At 67.3% G+C, this 21,559-nt stretch carries 21 protein-coding genes and 1 tRNA gene; 15 read left to right on the top strand and 7 right to left on the bottom strand.

Annotated elements, in window-relative coordinates; genetic code table 11:
• The first annotated feature begins 105 nt into the window (after positions 1 to 105).
• From accD to AC3WLF_RS27290, 6 genes are all read left to right on the top strand, one after another.
• On the top strand, positions 106 to 978 hold the full coding sequence (accD, locus tag AC3WLF_RS27315) for an acetyl-CoA carboxylase, carboxyltransferase subunit beta (protein ID WP_340521382.1): 873 nt from the start codon (positions 106 to 108) through the stop codon (positions 976 to 978).
• Between the two features lie 157 nt (positions 979 to 1,135).
• Positions 1,136 to 2,446 carry a bifunctional tetrahydrofolate synthase/dihydrofolate synthase gene (gene folC, locus AC3WLF_RS27310; RefSeq protein WP_492356202.1) on the top strand — a complete coding sequence of 437 codons (1,311 nt, stop codon included), beginning with the start codon at positions 1,136 to 1,138 and terminating at the stop codon, positions 2,444 to 2,446.
• 108 nt (positions 2,447 to 2,554) lie between these two features.
• Positions 2,555 to 3,280, top strand: coding sequence for an SPOR domain-containing protein (locus AC3WLF_RS27305; RefSeq protein ID WP_316150772.1), 726 nt, complete (start codon positions 2,555 to 2,557; stop codon positions 3,278 to 3,280).
• 42 nt (positions 3,281 to 3,322) lie between these two features.
• Positions 3,323 to 3,820, top strand: a complete 498-nt coding sequence (locus tag AC3WLF_RS27300; RefSeq protein WP_010814640.1) for a CvpA family protein — start codon at positions 3,323 to 3,325, stop codon at positions 3,818 to 3,820.
• Positions 3,821 to 3,924: 104 nt separating this feature from the next.
• Positions 3,925 to 5,454, top strand: coding sequence for an amidophosphoribosyltransferase (gene purF / locus AC3WLF_RS27295; protein ID WP_013957403.1), 1,530 nt, complete (start codon positions 3,925 to 3,927; stop codon positions 5,452 to 5,454).
• A 340-nt stretch (positions 5,455 to 5,794) separates the two neighbouring features.
• Complete coding sequence (locus AC3WLF_RS27290; RefSeq protein ID WP_492352067.1) at positions 5,795 to 7,000, top strand: O-succinylhomoserine sulfhydrylase; 1,206 nt, start codon at positions 5,795 to 5,797, stop codon at positions 6,998 to 7,000.
• A 4-nt stretch (positions 7,001 to 7,004) separates the two neighbouring features.
• On the opposite strand, the gene AC3WLF_RS27285 is transcribed toward AC3WLF_RS27290, so the two are convergent.
• On the bottom strand, positions 7,005 to 7,250 hold the full coding sequence (locus tag AC3WLF_RS27285; protein ID WP_340521393.1) for a hypothetical protein: 246 nt from the start codon (positions 7,248 to 7,250) through the stop codon (positions 7,005 to 7,007).
• Positions 7,251 to 7,306: 56 nt separating this feature from the next.
• Between AC3WLF_RS27285 and sugE the strand changes: the two genes are divergently transcribed.
• Positions 7,307 to 7,627 carry a quaternary ammonium compound efflux SMR transporter SugE gene (gene sugE, locus AC3WLF_RS27280; RefSeq protein ID WP_018309438.1) on the top strand — a complete coding sequence of 107 codons (321 nt, stop codon included), beginning with the start codon at positions 7,307 to 7,309 and terminating at the stop codon, positions 7,625 to 7,627.
• 20 nt (positions 7,628 to 7,647) lie between these two features.
• On the opposite strand, the gene AC3WLF_RS27275 is transcribed toward sugE, so the two are convergent.
• The 3 genes from AC3WLF_RS27275 to rpsU all read right to left on the bottom strand — a co-directional run bounded on the left by AC3WLF_RS27275 (position 7,648) and on the right by rpsU (position 9,851).
• Positions 7,648 to 8,511 (bottom strand): ABC transporter permease, encoded by an 864-nt coding sequence (locus AC3WLF_RS27275; RefSeq protein ID WP_492352066.1) that lies wholly within the window; start codon positions 8,509 to 8,511, stop codon positions 7,648 to 7,650.
• 14 nt (positions 8,512 to 8,525) lie between these two features.
• Positions 8,526 to 9,437: a nodulation factor ABC transporter ATP-binding protein NodI gene (gene nodI, locus AC3WLF_RS27270; RefSeq protein ID WP_026200447.1), complete on the bottom strand. Its 912-nt coding sequence runs from the start codon at positions 9,435 to 9,437 to the stop codon at positions 8,526 to 8,528.
• 201 nt (positions 9,438 to 9,638) lie between these two features.
• Positions 9,639 to 9,851 (bottom strand): 30S ribosomal protein S21, encoded by a 213-nt coding sequence (rpsU, locus tag AC3WLF_RS27265; protein ID WP_010814647.1) that lies wholly within the window; start codon positions 9,849 to 9,851, stop codon positions 9,639 to 9,641.
• A gap of 390 nt (positions 9,852 to 10,241) precedes the next feature.
• Here rpsU and AC3WLF_RS27260 point away from each other — a divergent pair, with 390 nt between their 5' ends.
• From AC3WLF_RS27260 to AC3WLF_RS27230, 7 genes are all read left to right on the top strand, one after another.
• Positions 10,242 to 13,091, top strand: coding sequence for a DUF4118 domain-containing protein (locus tag AC3WLF_RS27260; protein ID WP_492359063.1), 2,850 nt, complete (start codon positions 10,242 to 10,244; stop codon positions 13,089 to 13,091).
• Between the two features lie 31 nt (positions 13,092 to 13,122).
• Positions 13,123 to 13,818, top strand: a complete 696-nt coding sequence (gene kdpE, locus AC3WLF_RS27255) for a two-component system response regulator KdpE (RefSeq protein WP_492319839.1) — start codon at positions 13,123 to 13,125, stop codon at positions 13,816 to 13,818.
• 171 nt (positions 13,819 to 13,989) lie between these two features.
• Positions 13,990 to 14,379, top strand: a complete 390-nt coding sequence (locus AC3WLF_RS27250; RefSeq protein ID WP_492319840.1) for a cupin domain-containing protein — start codon at positions 13,990 to 13,992, stop codon at positions 14,377 to 14,379.
• Between the two features lie 50 nt (positions 14,380 to 14,429).
• Positions 14,430 to 15,407 carry a Bug family tripartite tricarboxylate transporter substrate binding protein gene (locus tag AC3WLF_RS27245; protein WP_013957395.1) on the top strand — a complete coding sequence of 326 codons (978 nt, stop codon included), beginning with the start codon at positions 14,430 to 14,432 and terminating at the stop codon, positions 15,405 to 15,407.
• Positions 15,408 to 15,466: 59 nt separating this feature from the next.
• Positions 15,467 to 16,633 carry an acyl-CoA dehydrogenase family protein gene (locus AC3WLF_RS27240; RefSeq protein ID WP_010814652.1) on the top strand — a complete coding sequence of 389 codons (1,167 nt, stop codon included), beginning with the start codon at positions 15,467 to 15,469 and terminating at the stop codon, positions 16,631 to 16,633.
• Between the two features lie 12 nt (positions 16,634 to 16,645).
• Complete coding sequence (locus AC3WLF_RS27235; RefSeq protein WP_492319841.1) at positions 16,646 to 17,809, top strand: CaiB/BaiF CoA transferase family protein; 1,164 nt, start codon at positions 16,646 to 16,648, stop codon at positions 17,807 to 17,809.
• 68 nt (positions 17,810 to 17,877) lie between these two features.
• The gene (locus tag AC3WLF_RS27230) at positions 17,878 to 18,645 is read left to right on the top strand and encodes an IclR family transcriptional regulator (RefSeq protein WP_492319842.1); all 768 of its coding nucleotides are present in this window, start codon (positions 17,878 to 17,880) and stop codon (positions 18,643 to 18,645) included.
• A 138-nt stretch (positions 18,646 to 18,783) separates the two neighbouring features.
• Here AC3WLF_RS27230 and AC3WLF_RS27225 read toward each other — a convergent pair.
• From AC3WLF_RS27225 to fdxA, 3 genes are all read right to left on the bottom strand, one after another.
• Positions 18,784 to 18,859, bottom strand: a tRNA-Asn gene (locus tag AC3WLF_RS27225).
• 242 nt (positions 18,860 to 19,101) lie between these two features.
• Positions 19,102 to 20,211, bottom strand: coding sequence for an NAD(P)/FAD-dependent oxidoreductase (locus tag AC3WLF_RS27220; RefSeq protein WP_010814655.1), 1,110 nt, complete (start codon positions 20,209 to 20,211; stop codon positions 19,102 to 19,104).
• A 77-nt stretch (positions 20,212 to 20,288) separates the two neighbouring features.
• The gene (gene fdxA, locus AC3WLF_RS27215) at positions 20,289 to 20,612 is read right to left on the bottom strand and encodes a ferredoxin FdxA (RefSeq protein WP_010814656.1); all 324 of its coding nucleotides are present in this window, start codon (positions 20,610 to 20,612) and stop codon (positions 20,289 to 20,291) included.
• Between the two features lie 312 nt (positions 20,613 to 20,924).
• On the opposite strand from fdxA, the gene AC3WLF_RS27210 reads away from it, so the two are divergent.
• The gene (locus AC3WLF_RS27210; RefSeq protein ID WP_492319844.1) at positions 20,925 to 21,488 is read left to right on the top strand and encodes a hypothetical protein; all 564 of its coding nucleotides are present in this window, start codon (positions 20,925 to 20,927) and stop codon (positions 21,486 to 21,488) included.
• The last annotated feature ends 71 nt before the right edge of the window (positions 21,489 to 21,559 follow it).

Here is a 21,559-nt window from a genome sequence, read left to right as displayed (position 1 = left end):
ACCGGGCCGGCATGGTAAATTCGCGGGTTGATTCCCTGCCATCTGCCAACAGGCGTCCCGACACCGGGCTTGCCGGCGGACCGCAGTCATCCGAAAGGAGCTTTCATGAGCTGGTTGGATAAACTCCTGCCCCCCAAGATTCAACAGACCGACCCCAGCACCCGCAAGGGCATTCCTGAGGGATTGTGGGTCAAGTGCCCGTCGTGCGAGTCCACCCTGTACCGGACCGACGTCGAGGCCAACCTGCACGTCTGCCCCAAGTGCGACCACCATATGCGCATCAGCGCCCGGGCGCGCCTGGACGGGCTGCTGGACGCCGAAGGCCGCTATGAGATCGGCCAGGAGATCGTGCCGGTCGACGCACTCAAGTTCAAGGATTCCAAGAAGTACCCGGACCGCATCAAGGCCGCCATGGAAGACACCGGCGAGACCGATGCCATGGTGGTGATGGGCGGTGCCATCCACACCATCCCGGTGGTGGTGAGCTGCTTCGAGTTCGAGTTCATGGGCGGTTCGATGGGCTCGGTGGTGGGTGAGCGCTTCGTGCGCGGCGCGCAGGCAGCGCTGGAGCAGAAGGTGCCGTTCATCTGCTTTACCGCCACCGGCGGCGCGCGCATGCAGGAAAGCCTGCTGTCGCTGCTGCAGATGGCCAAGACCACCTCGATGCTGAACCAGCTGAGCGCGGCCAAGCTGCCGTTCATCAGCGTGCTGACCGACCCGACCATGGGCGGCGTGTCGGCCAGCTTCGCCTTCCTGGGCGACGTGGTGATCGCCGAGCCCAAGGCGCTGATCGGCTTTGCCGGCCCGCGCGTGATCGAGCAGACCGTGCGCGAGAAGCTGCCGGAAGGCTTCCAGCGCTCGGAGTTCCTGATCCAGAAGGGCGCCATCGACATGATCGTCGACCGCCGCAAGATGCGCGCGGAACTGGCGCAGCTGCTGGCGCTGCTGCAGAAGCAGCCGGCCGACGCGGTGGCATAACAACGTCTGCATGGCAGATCAAGGGCGCGGGTGGTTGACGCGCCTTTCGCTTTTCTTGGCCGCCCCGGCAGCTATCTCGGGGCCGGGCGCAAGCCTGGCCTTGACTTTGCCGCTGGCTGGCCAAATCTGGTAGCAACAGCTTTTCCTCGCACCCCACATGCCTGTCTTCCATACGCTCCCCGAATGGCTTGCCCATCTCGAAACCGCCCATCCCGTGGGCATCGACATGGGCCTGGCGCGCATCACGCGCGTGAAGGAGGCCCTCGGGCTGCGCATCGACGCCGTGGTGCTCACGGTGGGCGGCACCAACGGCAAGGGCTCTACCTGCGCGATGCTCGAGCGCATCCTGCTGGAGGCCGGCTACAAGGTGGGCTGCCATACCTCGCCGCACCTGATCTCGTTCAACGAGCGCGCCCGCATCAATGGCGAGATCGCCACCGATGCGCAGCTGCTGCCGCATTTCGAGGCGGTCGAGCGCGCGCGCAACAGCTTTGCCGACCCGGTCAGCCTGACCTACTTCGAGTTCACCACGCTGGCGATCATCCATGCCTTCGCCGCGGCCGGGCTGGACGCGATCATCCTGGAAGTGGGCCTGGGCGGGCGCCTGGACGCGGTCAACGTGATCGATACCGACTGCGCCATCGTCACCAGCGTCGATATCGACCATACCCAGTACCTGGGCCATACGCGCGAGGAGATCGGCTTCGAGAAGGCCGGCATCTTCCGCCCGGGCGTGCCCGCGATCTGCGGCGACCCGATGCCGCCCAAGTCGCTGGTGGCGCACGCCGAGGCCGTCGGCGCCGAGTTGTGGCTGGTGGGGCGCGACTACCATTTCCACGCCGCCAAGGGCCAGGAGCGCCAGCAATGGGACTGGAGCGGCGGCGGGCGCAAGCTTAACGGCCTGGGCTACCCGGCGCTGCGAGGCGCCAACCAGCTGCTCAACGCGGCGGCGGCGCTGGCCGCGCTGCAGGCCATGCGCCCGCGCCTGCCGGTCAGCGCACAGGAAGTGCGCAACGGCCTGGCCTTTGTCGAGCTGCCGGGCCGCTTCCAGGTGCTGCCGGGCCGCCCGGCGGTGATCCTGGACGTGGCGCACAATCCGCATGCAGCGGCCACGCTGGGGCAGAACCTGGAGAACATGGGGTTCTTCCGCTACACCTATGCGGTGTTTGGCGCGATGCAGGACAAGGACATCGCCGGGGTGCTGCAGCACGTGGCCGACAAGGTCGACCACTGGTGCCTGTGCGACCTGCCGACCGAGCGCGCCGCCAGTGCCGCGGACCTGCTCGCCAAGCTGGAGGCGGGCGGATTCCGCCCCGGCCCGGACGCCACCGCGGCCTGCTTCTCCAGCCCCGAGGCGGCATTCCGCGATGCCATCGAGCGAGCCACCGAGAATGATAGAATTCTGGTCTTCGGATCGTTCTATACCGTCGCCGGCGTGATGGCCTATCGTGCCACGCAGGCTAACTGAAGCAGGCGCCCCGGCGCCCGCTGACCTGGCAACCCCGGCGGCCTTGGCCGATCAATGAGCGGCAAACGCAACGAGCGGCCCCACAAGGCCGTATCACCGAACCAATCTATGGGCCTGCTTTCGCTGTTTTCTTCCCGCAAGGGCAACGACCCGGCACCCGAGCGTGCGCGGCGCCAGCGCACCGACACGGGTGCAGGCATCGCCTCGTCGCGCCGTCTGGCCGATGACTATGCCGACGATACGCTCGACCCCGAATTCCCGCAGAAGCAGCGCGCGCGCCGCCGCCTGATCGGCGCCGTGGTGCTGATGGTGGCCGCCGTGATCGTGCTGCCGATCGTGTTCGAGACCAAGCCGCGGCCGGTGTCCGAGGACGTCTCGGTAAAGGTCGCAAACGGGGTCACCGGCGCGCAGGGGGCGCAGAAGCCCCGCGTCGAGCCGCGCAAGGCCGACCCGCTGCCGCCCACGCCGGCGGCGCGCAATGATGCCGAGGCGCTGGACGCCGGCGAAGAAATCGTCAGCGCGCCCAAGCCCGCGGCCACTGCCGCAGCCGCCGCGGACAAGCCCGCGCAACGGGCTGAAGCCAAGCCCGAAGCCAAGCCGGGCAGCGGCAAGTACCTGATCCTGATCGGCGCTTTTTCTTCCGAAGAACGCGCCAAGGGCTGGCTGGCCAAGCTCAAGGCGAGCAAGGTCCCGGCCTATGTCGAAAAGAAAATGCTGGCCGATGGCGAGCGCATCCTGCTGCGTGCCGGCCCCTTCAGCGACCGTGACGCCGCCGACGCTGCCGACAAGCGCGTGCGCGCGGTGGGGCTGACCTCGAAGGTCGTGGAACAGTAAGGGGCAAGCACGGCCGGCGCCTGTGCCCGGCCGCAAGCAACGATGCAGCCGACTTTCTTCGACTATGCCGTGGTCTTCATCCTGCTGGCCTCGGGCGTGCTCGGCGTGCTGCGCGGCCTGGTGCGCGAGGTGCTCTCGCTGATCGGCTGGGTGGTGGCGTTCTGGGTGGCGTTCCGCTATGGCGCGGTGGCCGCGGGCTGGATGCCTGAATCGATGCCTGGCGGCGAGCTGGCGCGCCATGCGCTGGGCTTCGTGGTGCTGCTGATCGGCACCGTGCTGGGCGCCTCGCTGGCTGGCATGGTGGTCGGGCAGCTGCTGGAGAGCACCGGGCTCAAGCCCGCCGACCGCGGGCTGGGGCTGATGTTCGGCCTGCTGCGCGGCGTGCTGCTGGTGATGGTGATGGTCACGCTGGCCAGCCTCACCAAATTGCCGGAAGAACCGTTCTGGCGCGACGCGGTAAGCCGCCCTTATGTGATGCAGGCCATGGAATCGGTGAAGCCATGGCTGCCGCCGGAGCTGGCGAAGTACGTCAAGACATGAAGCCGGGCATGGTGCCCGGTCGGTAGTACGCAGGCCTTTGGGTCCGGGGGATTTCCGGACCAGGCTGCGCCCCCTGATTCAAAGCCTTTCCTGGGAGCTTGGCAATGTGCGGTATCGTCGGTGTGGTTTCAGCCACGCCTGTCAACCAATTGATTTACGACAGCCTGCTGTTGTTGCAACATCGCGGACAGGATGCTGCCGGCATCGCCACCGCCAACGGCAGTACTTTCCACATGCACAAGGCCAACGGCCTGGTGCGCGATGTCTTCCGCACCCGCAATATGCGCAGCCTGCCGGGCGCCGCCGGTATCGGCCAGGTGCGCTATCCGACCGCCGGCTCGGCATCCAGCGAGGAAGAAGCGCAGCCGTTCTACGTGAACGCGCCCTATGGCGTGATCCTGGCGCATAACGGCAACCTGACCAACTGGGAGCAGCTGCGCGAGGAGATGTTCCGCCGCGACCGCCGCCACATCAACACGCATTCGGACACCGAAGTGCTGCTGAACGTGCTGGCCGACGAGCTGCAGCGCGCCAGCAACGGCATGGCGCTGGACCCCGACACCATCTTCACGGCGGTCAGCGGCCTGCACCGCCGCGTGCGCGGCTCGTACGCCATCGCCGCGCAGATCGCCGGCTACGGCATGCTGGCGGTGCGCGACCCGTTCGGCATCCGCCCGCTGTGCCTGGGCAGCGTCGAGACCCCCACCGGCAAGGAATGGATGGTGGCATCCGAGTCCGTGGCGCTGGAAGGCATCGGCTACAAGCTCGAGCGCGACGTGGCGCCGGGCGAGGCCATCTTCATCGACCTGGACGGCAAGCTCTACACCAAGCTGTGCGCCGAGAACGCGGTGCTGACGCCGTGCATTTTCGAGTACGTCTACCTGGCCCGCCCGGATTCGTGCATCGACGGCGTGCCGGTCTATGACGCGCGCCTGCGCATGGGCGACTACCTGGCCGAGAAGATCCGCCAGGAAGTGTCGGCCGGCGATATCGACGTGGTCATGCCGATTCCCGATTCCAGCCGTCCGGCCGCGATGCAGGTGGCCAACCGCCTGGGCGTGAACTACCGCGAAGGTTTCTTCAAGAACCGCTACGTCGGCCGCACCTTCATCATGCCTGGCCAGGCGGTGCGCAAGAAGTCGGTGCGCCAGAAGCTCAATGCCATGGGCGTGGAGTTCAAGGGCAAGAACGTGCTGATCGTCGATGACTCGATCGTGCGCGGCACCACCTCGTTCGAGATCGTGCAGATGGCGCGCGACGCCGGCGCCAACAAGGTGATCTTCGCCTCGGCCGCGCCGCCGGTGAAGTACCCCAACGTGTACGGCATCGACATGCCGACCCGCAGCGAGCTGGTGGCCCATAACCGCACCCACGAAGAGATCGCGAAGATCATCGGCGCGGACAAGCTGGTGTACCAGGACGTGGAAGCGATGAAGCAGGCCGTGCGCGACATCAACCCGGCGCTGAAGGACTTCGATGCTTCGTGCTTCGATGGCCGCTACATCACCGGCGATATCGACGAGGCCTACCTGAACCGCCTCGAAACGGCGCGCAGTCAGGCCGACCGCGACGGCACCAATGGCGACACCGAGCGCTCGCAACTGCACCTGCAGCGCTCCGGCGGCAACGAGTAAGCCGTGCCGCCGCTGTCCGCGCGTTGACGAATGAGGAGCCCGGCCGTAACATGGCCGGGCGTCGATTTGATAGTCAGCTTGCGGACGCGGGTCCAGCCCGAAACAGCTAAAGAGATGGCGGTCAGCAACGATTCTCGATGCGCAGTGCCTTCGCGGCGCAGCGATTTCCGGAAGCCGGCCGCCACAGCCTGAAGCCGAAGGCCATTCGCAGAACAGCAAGCCCGTCGATCCGACCACCCGATCGCACGGGCTTTTTTCATGGCCGCGCGCCGGTCCACCTGGCCGGCGCCGGCTCGTCGAAACCATCGCATTCGCGCGGGTACGACCGCGCCCCACCAGCATGAATGAACCGCTCAACCCCGAATCGCTCGGCATCGACACCCTCGGCGTGCGCGCCGGCACGCTGCGCAGCGAATTCATGGAGCACTCCGAGGCCATCTACCTGACCTCGAGCTTCTGCTTCCACAGCGCGGCCGAGGCCGCCGAACGCTTCGCCAACTCGGAAGAGGGCTTCACCTACTCGCGCTTCACCAACCCGACCGTGTCGATGTTCCAGTCGCGCCTGGCAGCGCTGGAAGGGGCGCAGGCCTGCATGGCGACCGCCTCGGGCATGAGCGCGATCCTGTCGGTGGTGCTGTCGTCGATGCAGGCGGGCGACCACCTGGTCAGCTCGCGCGCGATCTTCGGCTCGACCATGACGCTGTTCGGCAATATCTTCTCGAAGTTCGGCGTCGAGACCACCTTCGTCGACCCGAGCGACCTGAGCGCATGGCGCGCCGCGGTGCGCCCGAACACCAAGCTGTTCTTCCTGGAAACGCCGTCGAACCCGCTGACCGAAGTGGCCGATATCGCCGCCGTGGCCGACATCGCCCACGACGCCGGCGCACTGCTGGTGGTCGACAACTGCTTCTGTTCGCCGGCGCTGCAGCAGCCGATGAAGTTCGGCGCCGACATCGTGGTGCATTCGGCCACCAAGCATATCGACGGCCAGGGCCGCGTGCTGGGCGGCGCGGTGCTGGGCACGCACGACTTCATCATGGGCAAGGTGTTCCCGTTCGTTCGCACCGCCGGCCCGACGCTGTCGGCGTTCAACGCCTGGGTGCTGCTCAAGGGCATGGAGACGCTGGCGATCCGCATGGAACGCCATTCGGCCAGCGCGCTGGCGCTGGCGCAGTTCCTGGAATCGCATCCGGCGGTGGCGCGCGTGTTCCACCCGGCGCTGAAGTCGCACCCTCAGCACGAGATCGCCATGCGCCAGCAAAGCGGCGGCGGCGCGATCGTGTCGTTCGAGCTGAAGGGCGCCACGCCCGAGCAGCAGCGCGCCAATGCCTGGCGCGTGATCGACAACACCCGGCTGTGCTCGATCACCGGCAACCTGGGCGACACCCGCACCACCATCACGCACCCGTACACCACCACGCACGCGCGCGTGAGCCCCGAGGCCAAGGCGGCCGCGGGCGTGGGTGAAGGGCTGATCCGGCTGGCGGTGGGGCTGGAGTCGGTCGAGGACCTGAAGGCCGACCTGCTGCGCGGCCTGGGCGACTGAGGGTCTATTGCGCCGGCTGCGCTGGTTGTGGCGACGGGGGCGGCGCGGGTTCGTCGCTGCCGGCCACGGCCTTCACGCCTGCGGCCGTGACGTCGTAGGTGGTGCTGACCGCGGTCGTTGCCACGCTGACGGCGGCCGATCCGACGGTAGCGACCGTCGACACCGCGGCACTGCCCACCGCCATCACCATGCACCCGGCCAGTGACGCCGTGGCACATGCGGCCGCCAGCGCCAGGACGGTGCGCTGCAAGGTGGCGGAATCTCCGCTATCGTTGCGCACGTTGCGACGCAATCCGAGAAATCGATATGGCATGGACACTGCTGGCCCTGGCAGGGCTGTTCGAGGTGGTGTGGGCGATCGGGCTGAAGTACACCGAAGGTTTTACGCGGCTGGTGCCCAGCGTTATCACGCTGATCGGCATGGCCATCAGCGTGGTGCTGCTGGCGCTGGCGCTGCGGCATATCCCGGTCGGGACCGGCTATGCGGTCTGGACCGGGATTGGCGCGGTCGGCACCGCGATCCTCGGCATCATACTCTTCAATGAGCCCGCCACCGCGGCGCGGCTGGCCTGCATCGGCCTGATCGTGTGCGGGATTGCCGGGCTCAAGCTGGTGGGCAGCGCCTGAGGGCCCGGCATGCGGCAGCCTTAGCGCAGCAGCCGGCGGCGCAGCAGCACCAGGCACACTACCAGCGCCACCACTGCATAGGCGCCCAGTACCGCCAGGTGCAGGCCGACATCCTCCGACGGACGGCCCAGCATCAGCGGCCGGATCAGCGCCACCGCATGAGCCAGCGGCAGTACCTTGGTGGCTGCCTGCACGCCTTCGGGCAACTGTTCCAGCGGGAAGAACACGCCCGACAGCAGCAGCATCGGCGTCATCACCAGGGTCTGGTAGAACATGAAGAAATCGTAGCTGGGCGCCAGCGCGGTGACGATCATCGCCAGCGCCGCAAAGGCAATGCCGGCCAGCACGATCACCGGCAGCGCCAGCAGCGCGCCGGGCATCTGCGCATAGCCGAGCGCGCCCGCCACCAGCATGATGGCCAGCCCGGACAGCACCGCCTTGCTGGCCGCCCACGCAATCTCGCCCAGCACCACGTCGCCCAGCGTCAGCGGGGCATGCATGATCGCCTCCCAGGTGCGCTGCACGTGCATGCGCGAGAACGCGGAATACATCGACTCGAAGCTGGCCGACATCATCACGCTGGATGCGGTGGTGCCGGCGGCCAGGAAGGCGATATACGACACGCCGTCGACCTGGCCCACCATCAGCCCCAGCCCGAGGCCGAGGCCGAACAGGTAGATCATCGGGTCGGCGAGGTTGCCGATCATCGACGGGATGGCCAGCTTCTTCCACACCATGTAGTTGCGGTACCAGACCATCATCCAGTTGCGCAGGTTGCGCGGCAGCAGCGGCTGCGGATAGCGCTGGCGCGGCGTCGCGGCGGCGTGGCCGCCGGCGGCCGCGGGGGCAGTGGTGGTATCCGCGCGGGGATCCTGTTCGCTCATGTCAGTCCCTCGGTTCAGTCCCGCATCTCGCGGCCGGTCAGCTTGAGGAACACGTCCTCCAGGTTGGCCGGGCGGTGCAGGTAGCGCACGCCGTTCCTGCCGTGCAGTGCCGCCAGCAGCGGGGCGGGTTCGCGCACATAGCAGAACAGCGTCTCGCCGCTCATTTCAGTACGTTGCGCCAGCGGCGTCAGGCTGCCGCGCAGCGTGTCCAGTTCATCGCCATAGACCTCGACCACGTCGCAGCCGATCTGGCTGTCGATCAGCTCGTGCGGCTTGCCTTCGGCAATCTTGCGCCCGCCGTCGATCACGCACAGGTAGTTGCACAGCCGCTCGGCCTCTTCCATGAAGTGCGTGGTCAGCAGGATGGTCTTGCCGCTGGCCATCAGCGACTTCAGGCGCTCCCAGATCAGGTGGCGCGCCTGCGGGTCCAGGCCGGTGGTGGGCTCGTCCATCACCAGCAGGTCGGGGTCGTTGATCAGTGCGCGCGCCACGGTCAGGCGCCGGCGCATGCCGCCGGAGAGGTCGCGCACCTGGGCATCGGCGCGGTTTTCCAGCCGGGCGAATTCCAGCAGCATCGGCACGCGCCGTTCGATCTCGGCCGACGACAGCCCGAAGTAGCGCCCGAAGATGCGCAGGTTCTCGATCACCGAGAAATCCGGGTCGAGGTTGTCGAACTGCGGCACCACGCCCACGCGCATGCGCGCCTGCGGCGCGCGCTCGGGGATGGGCTCGCCGCACAGCGTGAGCGTGCCGGCCATGGGCGTGGTCAGGCCCAGCAGCAGGCGCAGCGTGGTGGTCTTGCCGGCGCCGTTGGGGCCCAGCAGGCCGAAGCACTGGCCGCGAAATACCTGGAGATCGAGGTCGTCGACCACGACCGTGTCGCCGTATTGCTTGCGCACCTTGCGCAACTCTAGGATGGCAGTCAAGGCAGGGTCCGGTGTGGCGCCGCACGGGCGCAATATCCGCCATTATGCCGGTCATCGGCGCAATGCTCAGGTGGCGCAGTGCAGCAAAAGCCGCGGCGGCAAGGCGCAGCGGGGGCTGGCCTGGGCGCGAGGCATAAAAAAACCGCCAGCGAACTGGCGGTTTTTTATGCCCGGCGGTGCCAGGCGGCGAAGCGTACCGGATCAGTACATCTTCTTCGGCAGCATCTGCATGCGCAGGCGCTTGCGCAGACGTGCTTCGGCGGCCTTCTTCTTGCGCTTGCGCTCGGTCGTCGGCTTCTCGTAAGCGGTGCGGCTCTTGAGTTCAACGATCAGGCCAGTCTGCAGAATGGCGCGACGGAAGCGCCGCATTGCAACTTCAACGGGCTCACCGGGTTTCAAGACGATCTTAGTCAATTCAGTCCTTTAGGGGATTGCCGCAAGGAGCGGCTGGTTCACACGGGGGGAAACTGCGGTCGCCGGAGCGACTGGTATTGCACGCCGGGCTAATGCCCTGGTGCGCCCCCGCGAACCTGAAAGATGTGGACGTTTCAGTCCGTGCAACCAGTGTCAGGGGTGATAGCGCCAGGCCCTATACAACTGGAGCCTGACAGTACCGGTTTCCATGAATGCTATACGCCCGTAACTATGGCATGTATACGACCGCACTGTCAAGAATGTAGTGCAATGCGCGCGCGGGGCGTATCATCGGAAATCGCCATTAGTCTACCTTGGCGCACTTTAGGCCGGCGCCTGCGTGGCACAATCTGGCTGCGCCCCCGCCGCTGTGAGGCAAGCGCGCCCACCATGCCTGAGCCGCGCCAACCCGACGATCCCCGCCCCGACCCCGACCACCTGCTGCAGCGCATGCAGGCGGCCGGCGCACGCGCCGCGCGCGGGCGCCTGCGCATTTATTTCGGCGCTTCGGCCGGCGTCGGCAAGACCTTCGCCATGCTGGCGGCGGCGCGCGCGCTGCGCGAGCAGGGCGGCGACGTGGTGGTGGGCGTGGTCGAAACCCATGGCCGCGCCGAGACCGAGGCACTGGCCGAAGGCATCGAGCGCGTGCCGCTGCGCCGCGTCGACTACCGCGGCCGCACGCTGCAGGAATTCGATCTCGATGCCGCCCTCGCGCACCGCCCCGCGCTGATCCTGGTGGATGAGCTGGCGCACAGCAACGCGCCCGGCAGCCGCCACCCCAAGCGCTGGCAGGACATCGCCGAGCTGCTGTCGGCCGGCATCGATGTCTGGACCACGGTCAACGTCCAGCACCTGGACAGCCTGAACCAGGCGGTGGCCGGCATCACCGGCCTCCGCGTGCGCGAGACCGTGCCCGACGCGGTCTTCGACGATGCCGGCGAGGTGGTGCTGGTCGACCTGCCCGCCGACGAGCTGCTGTGCCGCCTGCGCGAAGGGCGCGTGTACGTGCCCGAGCAGGCCCGCCATGCCGTGCAGCATTTCTTCCGCAAGGGCAACCTGATTGCGCTGCGCGAGCTGGCGCTGCGCCGCACTGCCGACCGCGTCGACGACGACGTGCGCGCCTACCGGCAGGAAGCCTCGATCGAACCGGTCTGGCGCACGCGTGAAGCGGTGCTGGCCTGCGTCGGCCACGGCAGCGATGCCGCGCAGGTGGTGCGCAGCGCGCGCCGGCTGGCCGGGCAGCTCGATTGCGACTGCCATGTGGTGACGGTGTCGGTGCCGCGCCTGGCACCCGTGCCCGACGCCCAGCGCGAGCAGCTCGACCAGGCCATGCGGCTGGCCGAGGCGCTGGGCGCGCGTACCGAAACGCTGGCCGGCAGCGACATGGTGGCGGCGGTGGCCGGCTATGTGCGGCGGCACAACCTGACCAAGGTATTGATCGGCCGCACGCCGGCGCGCTGGGCCGATGGCGGGGCTTCATTGTCCGGCCGCATGCACGCGCTGCTGGCGCGCGCGCTGGCGCCATGGCTGGGCGCGCGCGCGTGGCTGTTCGGGCGCACCAGTTTTGCCGATGCGCTGGCTGCGGCGTGTCCCGAGATCGACGTGATCCGCGTGGCGGCCGACAGCGTCCGGCAGGACACCTCCGGTGATGCGCCCATGCTGCCCGGCACCGAGCCGCCGCGGGCAGAAGCCGCGCCTGCGCAGTGGCCGGGCCTGCTGTGGGCGGTGGCCTGGTGCGCCGGCGCCACCGCGCTGTCGGCGCTGGCGCGGCCTTGGTTCGACCTGGTCAATATCGCCATGCTGTTCCTGCTGGCGGTGGCCGGCGTGGCGCTGCGCCACGGACGCGCGGCAGGGGCGTTCGCCTCGCTGGTGGCGGTGGGGGCGTTTGATTTCTTCTTCGTGCCGCCGCAGCTGTCGTTTGCGGTCAGCGACGTGCAATACCTCGTGACCTTCCTGGTGATGCTGGCAGTCGGGCTGGTGATCGGCCAACTGACGGCCGGCCTGCGCGAGCAGGCCCAGGTATCGGTGCAGCGCGAGACCGATGCGCGCACGCTGTACGAGCTGGCGCGCGAGCTGTCGGCGGCGCTGACCGACGCGCAGATCGTCGGCATCGGCAGCCGCTTCCTGCGCGCGGCGTTCGATGCGCGTGCCGCGTTTTTCCTGGTCGGCGCGGACGGCCGGCTGCTGCCCGCGGCCACGGATCCCGAGGCCGGCCGTGCGGCACAGAGCGATGCCGTCGACCACGTGTTGGCGCAATGGGTCTTCAACCACGGCCAGCCGGCCGGCACCGGCACCGACACGCTGCCTTCCGGCACGGTGCTGTACCTGCCGCTGAAGGCGCCGATGCAGGTGCGCGGCGTACTGGCGGTGGAGCCGCGCGCCTGGCGCGCGTTTGCGCAGCCCGCGCTGCGGCGCCAGGCCGATGTCTTTGCCACGCTGATCGCGATTGCGATCGAGCGGCTGCACTATGTCGAGGTGGCGCAGCAGGCGCTGCTGACGATGGAGTCCGAGCGCCTGCGCAGCTCGCTGCTGGCCGCGGTGTCGCATGACCTGCGCACGCCGCTGACCAGCCTGATCGGCATGGCCGAGACCCTGCAGCGCGGCACGATGCCGCTGGCGCCGGAGGTGGCCGAGACCGTCGGCGCCATGCGCGACCAGGCGCGCCGCATGCACGCGATGGTGGCCAACCTGCTCGACATGGCGCGGCTGCAAAGCCGCAGTGTGGCGCTGCGCAAGGAATGGCAGTCGTTCGAAGAACTGGCCGGCGCGGCGCTGGCGTCGCTGCGCGATGCGCTGGCGCGGCACCGCGTGGTGGTGGCCGACCTGTCGGCGCTGCCGCTGGTGGCATGCGATGGCGTGCTGATGGAGCGCGTGCTGTGCAACCTGCTGGAGAATGCGGCCAAGTACACCGCGCCGGGCACCGAGATCCGCGTGCGCGGCGAGCTCTCCGATGACGCCGTGCACCTGGTCGTCGAGGACGACGGCCCCGGCGTGCCGGCGGCGATGGCGCGGAAGGTGTTCGAGAAATTCACCCGCGGCGAGCGCGAGTCCGCCACCAGCGGGGTGGGCCTGGGGCTGGCCGTGTGCGAGGCCATCGTGCAGGCGCACGGCGGCAGCATCCGCGTCGAGCCGGTGCATGCTCGGGCGCAGGGCGAAGGCACCGGCGCGCGCTTCGTGGTCACGCTGCCGCGCGGCAACCCTCCAGTGCTGGAACCGGAAGCGGCCGGCTTGCCGGCCTGAAACCGACAACCTTTCAAGGATCCGACGCGTCATGCCATTCGAGTTTTCGCCCACGGTGCTGCTGGTGGAAGACGAGCCCCATATCCGCCGCTTCGTGCGCGCGGCGCTGCAGGACGAGGGCTGCACCGTGCACGAGGCCGAGTCGCTGCAGCGCGGACTGATCGAGGCCGGCACGCGCCAGCCGGACCTGGTGATCCTGGACCTGGGGCTGCCGGATGGCGACGGCGTATCGATGATCGGCGACCTGCGCACCTGGACCGAAGTGCCGGTGCTGGTGCTGTCGGCGCGCACCGGCGAGGCCGAGAAGATCCGCGCGCTCGACGCCGGCGCCGACGACTACCTGACCAAGCCCTTCGGCGTGGGCGAGCTGGTGGCGCGCCTGCGCGTGCTGCTGCGCCGCCATGTGCGTGCCGGCGCGCAGGGGCGGGCGCAGGTGGCGTTCGGCGAGATCGCCGTGGACCTGGCCAACCGCCAGATCACGCGCGCGGGGGTGCCGGTGCACCTGACGCCGATCGAGTTCCGGCTGCTGGCCGTGCTGCTGGCGCATCGCGGCAAGGTCATGACCCACCGCGAACTGCTGCGCGAGGTGTGGGGGCCGGCGCATGCCGACAGCAGCCAGTACCTGCGCGTCTACATGGGGCACCTGCGGCACAAGCTGGAAGCCGACCCGGCCCAGCCTGCCTACCTGCTGACCGAGATTGGGGTGGGCTACCGCTTCGCCGGCTGATCGCCGGGTAACTCAAAGAAGCACTTTTTGCCGATCACGCGCCGCGTGAGGATGGCGCTCGCCCCTCGCATTCACTCCCGGTAAACCCGCAACGACGTCGAAATCATTTGACGCGTAAATTCAAGTAGATAAACTATTATTCATAAATATGAATTCAGGCAGGAGCGCCGCATGCAGGACCAACCCGTCTATTTCATCTCGACCGACGAGGTCGAGGGCTACCACCCCGCCAACCATGTCGGCACCCTCAACCGCCGGCTGATCGGCCCCGAGACCGTCGGATCGCGGCACCTGGAAGTGATCCACGGCACCATCGAGAAGGGCAAGGGCGCGCTGCCGCATGCGCATCCCGGCATCGAGCAGGTCTGCTACGTGCTCGAAGGCCGCGCCGTGGCCGAGGTCGGCGGCCAGCGCAAGGAACTGGGCCCTGGCGACTGCTGCTTCTTCCCGCCGGACCAGATGCATGTGTTCACCGTGGTCAGCGACGAGCCGGCCAAAATTCTGGTCATCTATTCCCCGCCATATGGGGAATCCCCCGAGCGCGTGATACGGCCCGCATAAGACGCGGCTGGTCACGGCAAGGGATTGAACAACTACAGGAGACAACCACCGTGAAGTCCTTCAGGAATGCCTTTGCCAGCCTGGTGCTCGGGTGCACCGCGGCGCTGGCCGCCACCCCGGCGCTGTCGGCCGATGAATTCCCGTCCAGGCCGCTGCGCCTGGTGGTGCCGTTCGCTGCCGGCAGCGGCACCGATGCCGTGGCCCGCCTGACCGCCAAATACCTGGGCGAGGCGCTGCAGCAGCCGGTGGTGGTGGATAACAAGCCCGGCGCCAACGGCACCATTGCCGCCGAGTTCGTGGCCAAGGCCCCGGCCGATGGCTACACGCTGTTCATGACCACCAACACCACGCATTCGGCCAACCCGTCGCTGATGAAGCAGCTGCGCTATGACCCGGTCAAGGATTTCACGCCGGTCTCGCGCATGGGCAACCTGCCGTTCATGCTGGTGGTCAATCCGGCGCTGCCGGTGAAGACGCTGCGTGAGTTCATCGACTATGCCAAGGCGCATCCGGGCCTGAGCTATGCCAGCGGCAACAGCACCGGCATCGTCTCGGGCGCCACGCTGTCGAAGATGGCCGGCCTGAACATGCTGCACGTGCCATACAAGAGCACGCCGCCGGCGATGACCGATGTGATGGGTGGCCAGGTGCAGGCGATGTTCGTCGACTTTGCCGCGGGCATCGCCAACGTGCGCGCCGGCAAGCTGCGCGCGCTGGCGGTGACCACCGCGCAGCGCAGCGCGCTGCTGCCCGACCTGCCGCCGCTGGCGAGCGTGCCGGAGCTGAAGGGTTTCGACGTGACCTCATGGAACGGCGTGTTCGCGCCGGCCGGGGTGCCGGCGCCGGTGGTGCAGCGGCTCAATCGTGAGCTGGTTGCCATCGCCACCAGCAAGCAGCATGCGCCGCAGTTCCACGCGCTGGGCTTCGAGCCGTTCGGCAGCACGCCGGCCGAGCTCAGCCAGTTTGTCGTGGCCGAGCTGCAGAAGTGGTCGCGGCTGGTGAAAGACGCTGGCATCCAGCCGGAATAGGCGCTCTTCGGGCAACCATCAGGCAACCAACAAGACAACGACATCAGGCAGGTAACGCTATGAATTTCGACCTCTCCGAAGAACAGGCATCCATCGTCGAGGCCGTGCAGCAGGTCTGCACGCAGTTCGACATGGAATACTGGGACCGCCTGGACAAGTCCGGCACCTATCCGCACGAGTTCTACAAGACGCTGTGCGAGGGCGGGTGGCTGGGCGTGGCGATGCCCGAGGCCTTCGGCGGCGCGGGCCTGGGCATCCTGGAGGCGGCGCTGGTGATGCAGACCATCTCGCAGTCGGGCGCTGGCATGACCGGCGCTTCGGCGGTGCATATGAATGTGTTCGGCCTGAACCCGGTGGTGGTGTTCGGCACCGACGAGCAGAAGGGCCGCTTCCTGCCGCCGCTGATCGCCGGCCAGGAGAAGGCCTGCTTCGGCGTGACAGAGCCCGACGCGGGCCTGGACACCACCAAGCTCAAGACCTTTGCGCGCAAGGTGCCGGGCGGCTATTCGGTGAGCGGGCGCAAGATCTGGATCTCGACCGCGCAGGTGGCCGACCGCATGCTGCTGCTGGCGCGCACCACGCCGCTGGAGTCGGTGAAGAAGTCGACCGAAGGGCTGTCGCTGTTCTACACCAAAGTCGACCGCAGCAAGATCGAGATTCGCGAGATCGACAAGATGGGCCGCGCCGCCGTCGATACCAACATGCTGTTTATCGACGACCTGTTCATCCCGGAGGAAGACCGCATCGGCGAAGAGGGTAGGGGCTTCGAATACATCCTGCACGGACTGAACCCGGAACGCATCCTGATCGCTGCCGAGGCCATCGGCCTGGGCCGCGCGGCGCTGGCCATCGCCACGCAGTACGCCAAGGAGCGCGTGGTGTTCGGCCGTCCCATCGGCATGAACCAGGGCGTGCAGCATCCGCTGGCGCAGGCCTGGATGCAGCTGGAGTCGGCCAACCTGATGATGCTCAAGGCCGCGGCGCGCTATGACGCCGGCCAGTCCTGCGGCGCCGAGGCCAACACGGCGAAGTACCTCGCCGCCGAGGCTGGCCATAACGCGTGCCAGACCGCGATCCTGACGCTGGGCGGCATGGGCTACTCGCGCGAGTACCGCGTCGAGCGGCTGCTGCGCGAGTCCTATATTCCGCGCATCGCGCCGGTCAGCCCGCAGCTGATCATGTGCTTTATCGCCGAGCGCGTGCTGGGTTTGCCCAAGTCGTACTGAGCGGGAGCGACGATGCCAAACGAGCAAGCGCAGGCAAGCGCGGCCACCGGGCCGCTGGCCGGCATCCGCGTGATCGACATGACCTCGGTCGCGATGGGCCCGTATGCCACCCAGATCCTCGGCGACATGGGCGCCGAAGTCATCAAGGTCGAGCCGCCCGCCGGCGATGTGTTCCGCCACGCCGAGCCGGCGCGGCACGCGGCCATGGGCGCCAGCTTCCTGAACCTGAACCGCAACAAGCAGTTCGTGGTGCTGGACGTGAAGCAGCCCGATGACCTCGCCGCGCTGAAAGCCCTGATCGCCACGGCCGATGTCTTTGTCTCCAACGTGCGGCCGCAGTCGCTGCGCAAGCTTGGGCTGGACTATGCGTCGCTGCGCGTGGACCATCCGCGGCTGATCTACTGCGGCGCTTATGGCTATTCGGAAGAGGGTCCCTACGCAGGCGCGCCGGCCTTCGACGACATCATCCAGGCGCGCAGCGGCATGGCGCAGTTCCAGGGTGCGAACTCGAACGAAGGCCCGCAGTACGTCAACACCATCCTGGCCGACAAGGTGGCCGGGCTGACCGTGGCCTACGCGATCCCGATGGCGCTGTACGAGCGCGAGCGTTCCGGCCAGGGCCAGGCCATCGAGGTGCCGATGTTCGAGACGCTGGTGTCTTTCCTGGCCGCGGAGCAGCTGGCCGGACAGACCTTTGTCCCATCGCTCGGGCAGGCCGGCTATCCGCGCGTGATGTCGGCGCACCGCAAGCCCTATCGCACGCGCGACGGACATATTGCGCTGCTGCCCTATACCAGCGCCCAATGGCTGCGTTTTTTCGATGTGTCAGGCCATGCGGAGCTGGCGCAGGATCGGCGCTATGCCACACCGGCCGCGCGCAGCGCCAATATCGACGCGCTCTACGCCACGCTGGCCGAGATCGTCGCGCAGCGCACCACGGCCGAATGGCTGGACCTGCTGCGTGATGCCGATATCCCGCACAGCGAAGTGCCGCATTTCGACAGCCTGGCCGACGACCCGCACCTGCGCGCCACCGGCATGATGTTCGAATACGACCATCCCAGCGAAGGCCGGCTGCGTGGCGTGGGCATCCCGACGCGCTTCTCGCGCACGCCCGGCAATATCCGCAGCTGGCCGCAGGCGTTGCCCGGGCCAGGCGGCGCGGAGGGCGGCTGACACCCTTGCCGGCCGACTCCGCCGCGTACAATCCCGGCCAACAGATATTGAAGTCGAGGAAGCCAACGATGGCAGAACACGAACCGGCAGAAAAATCGGGTCACGCCAGCGTCAAGACCGCGCTGCGCGTGATCGAGATCATGGAGATCTATGCGCGCGAAGGGCGCTCGCTGACGCTGACCGAGCTGGCCAGGCTGCTGGGCGCGCCGATGTCGAGCTGCCTGGGGCTGATCCGCACGCTGGCCTCGCTCGGCTACCTGTACGAGACCGGCCGCCGCCAGGGCTACTACCCGACGCGCCGTCTGCTCGACATTGCCCAGCGCATCGCCCGCAACGACCCGCTGCTCGAACGCGTGCAGCCGGTGCTGGAATCGCTGCGCGACACCACCGGCGAAACCGTGATCTTCGGCAAGCTCCAGGATGACGGCCGCGTGCTGTACCTGGAGGTGCGGGAGTCCGGCAATCCGGTGCGCTATATCGCCGCGCCGGGCGAGCTGCGCGATGCGCACGTGAACTCGATCGGCCGCGCCATCCTTGGCACGATGCCGGCGGACAGCCGCGCCGAACTGCTGGCTGGCGTGTCGTTTGCCTCGCGCACGGGGCGCACGGTGGACTCGCTGCGCGTTTTCGAAGCCGCCATGCAGCAATGGCAGGCGCAAGGCTGGTATCCGAACTTTGGCGAGTCGTTTCCTGACCTCGGCGCGATCGCCATCCCGGTGGCCATTGGGGGCGTGACCTATGGCATGTCCGTGGCGGGGCCGCTGCATCGGATCGAGGCCAATGCCGACGCCATTGTCGTGGCGCTGAAGGCCGCTGGTGGTTCGCTGCAGGGATAAATGGGAGAGGGCAGGCGTTGCGGTGGCCCGCAGGCTGTCGTGACGGCTGTCGAGGGAGGGCAAGATCGAAGCGCGTTGCGCGAACCGAAGCCCAAAACGAAAAAGCCCGGTGCGTTTGCACCGGGCTTCCGTATCGGTTGGCTCCCCGACCTGGGCTCGAACCAGGGACCTGCGGATTAACAGTCCGTCGCTCTACCGACTGAGCTATCGGGGAACAGCTGAGAAAGAGATTATAGCCAGTTTCTCTTTTCTTCGTCAACACCTTTTCGACATTTTGTTCTTGTCAGAAGGTCTCTGGAAGCTTCCGGCTTGCTGCCTGCCGTACGGTGCGAAGGGCATCTCTGCCGGCTTCGTGCCGCCGTGTCGAACAGCGAGGCCGCATTATAGCTACGGTTTTGGGTTTGTGCCAGAAAAAAACCGCCTCGCGGCGGTTTTTTTCTGCGGCACTCGCTCGGCTCAGTCGAACACCGGCGAATCCACGCCGAGGATCTTGTGCAGCTTCGGCGAGGTGGTGGTGTACTGCATGTGGATTTTCTTCTCGGGGAAGATATACGGCGCGGCACCGAACGCGGCCAGCGCGGCCTCGTGGAAGCCCGACAGGATCAGCTTCTTCTTGCCGGGGTAGGTGTTGATGTCGCCCACAGCGAAGATGCCCGGGATATTGGTCTCGAACTTCTCGGTGTCCACCTTGATCTGCTTGCGCTCCAGGTCCAGGCCCCATTCGGCGATCGGGCCGAGCTTGGGCGACAGGCCGAAGAACACCAGCAGGTCATCCACCGGCAGGCGGCGGGTCACGCCGTCGGCGCCCGTCACCTTGATCTCGGTGAGCACGCCGTCCTTCTCTTCATAGCCGCCGACCTGGCCGACCAGGAACTGCATTTCCATCTGTTCGCATAGTTCCTTCATCTTGGCGACCGAGGCCGGCGCGGCGCGGAAGCCGTCGCGGCGGTGGATCATCACCACCGACTCGGCCTTGCCGACCAGGTCCAGCGTCCAGTCCAGCGCCGAGTCACCGCCGCCGATGATCACCAGGTTGCGGCCATGGAAGCGGCTCGGGTCCTTGACGCGGTAGAACAGCTGCTTGCCGTCGAACTTGTCGATGCCCTCGACCTTCAGCGTGCGTGGCTGGAACGAACCCACGCCCGCGGCGATAAAGATGGTCTTGGTGATGAAGCGGGTTCCGAGCGAGGTCTCGACGAAGAAGCGGCCGTCTTCGCGGCGCTCCACGACGGCGACTTCCTGGCCCAGGTGGAAGGTGGGCTCGAACGGCTCGATCTGCTTGAGCAGGTTGTCGGTCAGTTCCTGGCCGGTGCAGATGGGCACCGCCGGGATGTCGTAGATGGGCTTGTCCGGATAGAGCTCCACGCACTGGCCGCCGACCACCTTCAGGGAATCGATGACATGTGCCTTGATTTCGAGCAGGCCCAGTTCAAAGACCTGGAACAGGCCCACCGGGCCGGCACCGACGATCAGCGCATCGATCTCCTGCGGCTGGCCGCCTGCAGGGCTGCCGCCGTCGACCTGCTTGGTCGTGTCGGCGACGGGATTTGGAATGCTCAAGTCCATATTCGTCCTGATACGTTTGCGTGGGCCGCTTGTGCCCGGTGTTGCGGAAAGCGCGTGGGGACGGCTTTATTGTTCTGTCAGCGCTGCAGGTACTGCAGCTTGTCAGTTGCGTCCTTCCACTCCTCGGCCTCGGCCAGCGGGGCCTTGGTCTTGGTGATGGAGGGCCAGTTGCGGGCCAGCTCGGCGTTCAGGTCGATGAACTGCTGCTGGTCGCCCGGCACGTCTTCCTCGGCGTAAATGGCGTTCACCGGGCATTCGGCCACGCACACGGCGCAGTCGATGCACTCATCCGGGTCGATAGCCAGGAAGTTGGGGCCTTCGCGGAAACAATCGACCGGACACACGTCAACGCAGTCTGTGTAGCGGCAACGGATGCAGGATTCGGTGACAACGTGAGTCATTTCGGTTCCAGGAAAACAGGTCGGCTTTTAATGGGAAACTGTGGGGCCGCTTCTTGCCGGCGGACGCCGCATCCACCGCATGGTGCCGCATGGCAGCATGGGCTGGGCGAGCGCCGGCCGAGGCCTTTCGGAAAGCGATATTGTAGCCGAGGCTTCTGGCAAGAATAGCGGGTCTATATAGCCGGATCAGATAGTTTTCTTATTTCTTTATGTACTTTTGATTTAACGCATGGCGGCCAGCTGGCACGTCGGCCCGCCAGCGGGCATGATGAGGCCGCCAGCAGTCACTTGCATCCGTGCCGGGAGACCCGTATGCCACGCCAGCCTTGCCTTGCCAGCCTGCGGCACCATGCCGCGATGCGCCGGATCTTCGCCCCCATTGCTGTGCTGCTGACGGCATTTCTGGCGCCGATCGGGTCGGTTGCCGCCCAGACCCTGGCCCAGTCGCCGGGAATGGCCGACAGCGTGGTGTCGCGCCTGGTGGCGTGGCGCGCGCGTACCGATGCGCCGGTCGCGCTGCCGGCGCTGACCGCGTTCGACTGGGACCACTTCAGCGTGACCGATTCGCCCGCGGGCGATGCCATTGCCCATTGCGGCCGGGCCGGCCTGATGCCGTGCGGGCCGCAACTGCAGCCGCAGCCGGACGACCGGGTGCAGGTGCTGCGCTTCGAGCGCGCCGGGACCCTGGTCTACACCGAGCGCATCATGGCCGGCGACGGCGCCTTTGCCGAGCCGCTGCCGCAGCGGGTGCCGCGCGCCGCCGCCACGCTGGTGTCGTGCCCCGGTACCGACGGCCGCCAGTTGTGGTGCCTGCAGGGCAGGGCCAGGGGCAGGGAGGCGCCGCGGCAGCCACAGCCCTTCCTCGATGGTGGTTGAGCGGCAAGAGTGGCCGGGTGCGGCCAGACTTCGGTTAGCATGACGTACTGACCCGGCATCGCCGTCTGGCC

The sequence above is a fragment of the Cupriavidus sp. FW306-01-F10A genome (assembly GCF_058782785.1).
The sequence above is the reverse complement of the archived record's forward strand: the minus strand, read 5'-3'. Positions and strand labels throughout refer to the sequence as shown.

Coding starts and splice junctions, on each gene's coding strand:
- accD (WP_340521382.1), top strand. CDS start 106: ATGAGCTGGTTGGATAAACTCCTGCCCCCCAAGATTCAACAGACCGAC.
- folC (WP_492356202.1), top strand. CDS start 1,136: ATGCCTGTCTTCCATACGCTCCCCGAATGGCTTGCCCATCTCGAAACC.
- AC3WLF_RS27305 (WP_316150772.1), top strand. CDS start 2,555: ATGGGCCTGCTTTCGCTGTTTTCTTCCCGCAAGGGCAACGACCCGGCA.
- AC3WLF_RS27300 (WP_010814640.1), top strand. CDS start 3,323: ATGCAGCCGACTTTCTTCGACTATGCCGTGGTCTTCATCCTGCTGGCC.
- purF (WP_013957403.1), top strand. CDS start 3,925: ATGTGCGGTATCGTCGGTGTGGTTTCAGCCACGCCTGTCAACCAATTG.
- AC3WLF_RS27290 (WP_492352067.1), top strand. CDS start 5,795: ATGAATGAACCGCTCAACCCCGAATCGCTCGGCATCGACACCCTCGGC.
- sugE (WP_018309438.1), top strand. CDS start 7,307: ATGGCATGGACACTGCTGGCCCTGGCAGGGCTGTTCGAGGTGGTGTGG.
- AC3WLF_RS27275 (WP_492352066.1), bottom strand. CDS start 8,511: ATGAGCGAACAGGATCCCCGCGCGGATACCACCACTGCCCCCGCGGCC.
- AC3WLF_RS27260 (WP_492359063.1), top strand. CDS start 10,242: ATGCCTGAGCCGCGCCAACCCGACGATCCCCGCCCCGACCCCGACCAC.
- kdpE (WP_492319839.1), top strand. CDS start 13,123: ATGCCATTCGAGTTTTCGCCCACGGTGCTGCTGGTGGAAGACGAGCCC.
- AC3WLF_RS27250 (WP_492319840.1), top strand. CDS start 13,990: ATGCAGGACCAACCCGTCTATTTCATCTCGACCGACGAGGTCGAGGGC.
- AC3WLF_RS27240 (WP_010814652.1), top strand. CDS start 15,467: ATGAATTTCGACCTCTCCGAAGAACAGGCATCCATCGTCGAGGCCGTG.
- AC3WLF_RS27235 (WP_492319841.1), top strand. CDS start 16,646: ATGCCAAACGAGCAAGCGCAGGCAAGCGCGGCCACCGGGCCGCTGGCC.
- AC3WLF_RS27230 (WP_492319842.1), top strand. CDS start 17,878: ATGGCAGAACACGAACCGGCAGAAAAATCGGGTCACGCCAGCGTCAAG.
- AC3WLF_RS27220 (WP_010814655.1), bottom strand. CDS start 20,211: ATGGACTTGAGCATTCCAAATCCCGTCGCCGACACGACCAAGCAGGTC.
- fdxA (WP_010814656.1), bottom strand. CDS start 20,612: ATGACTCACGTTGTCACCGAATCCTGCATCCGTTGCCGCTACACAGAC.
- AC3WLF_RS27210 (WP_492319844.1), top strand. CDS start 20,925: ATGCCACGCCAGCCTTGCCTTGCCAGCCTGCGGCACCATGCCGCGATG.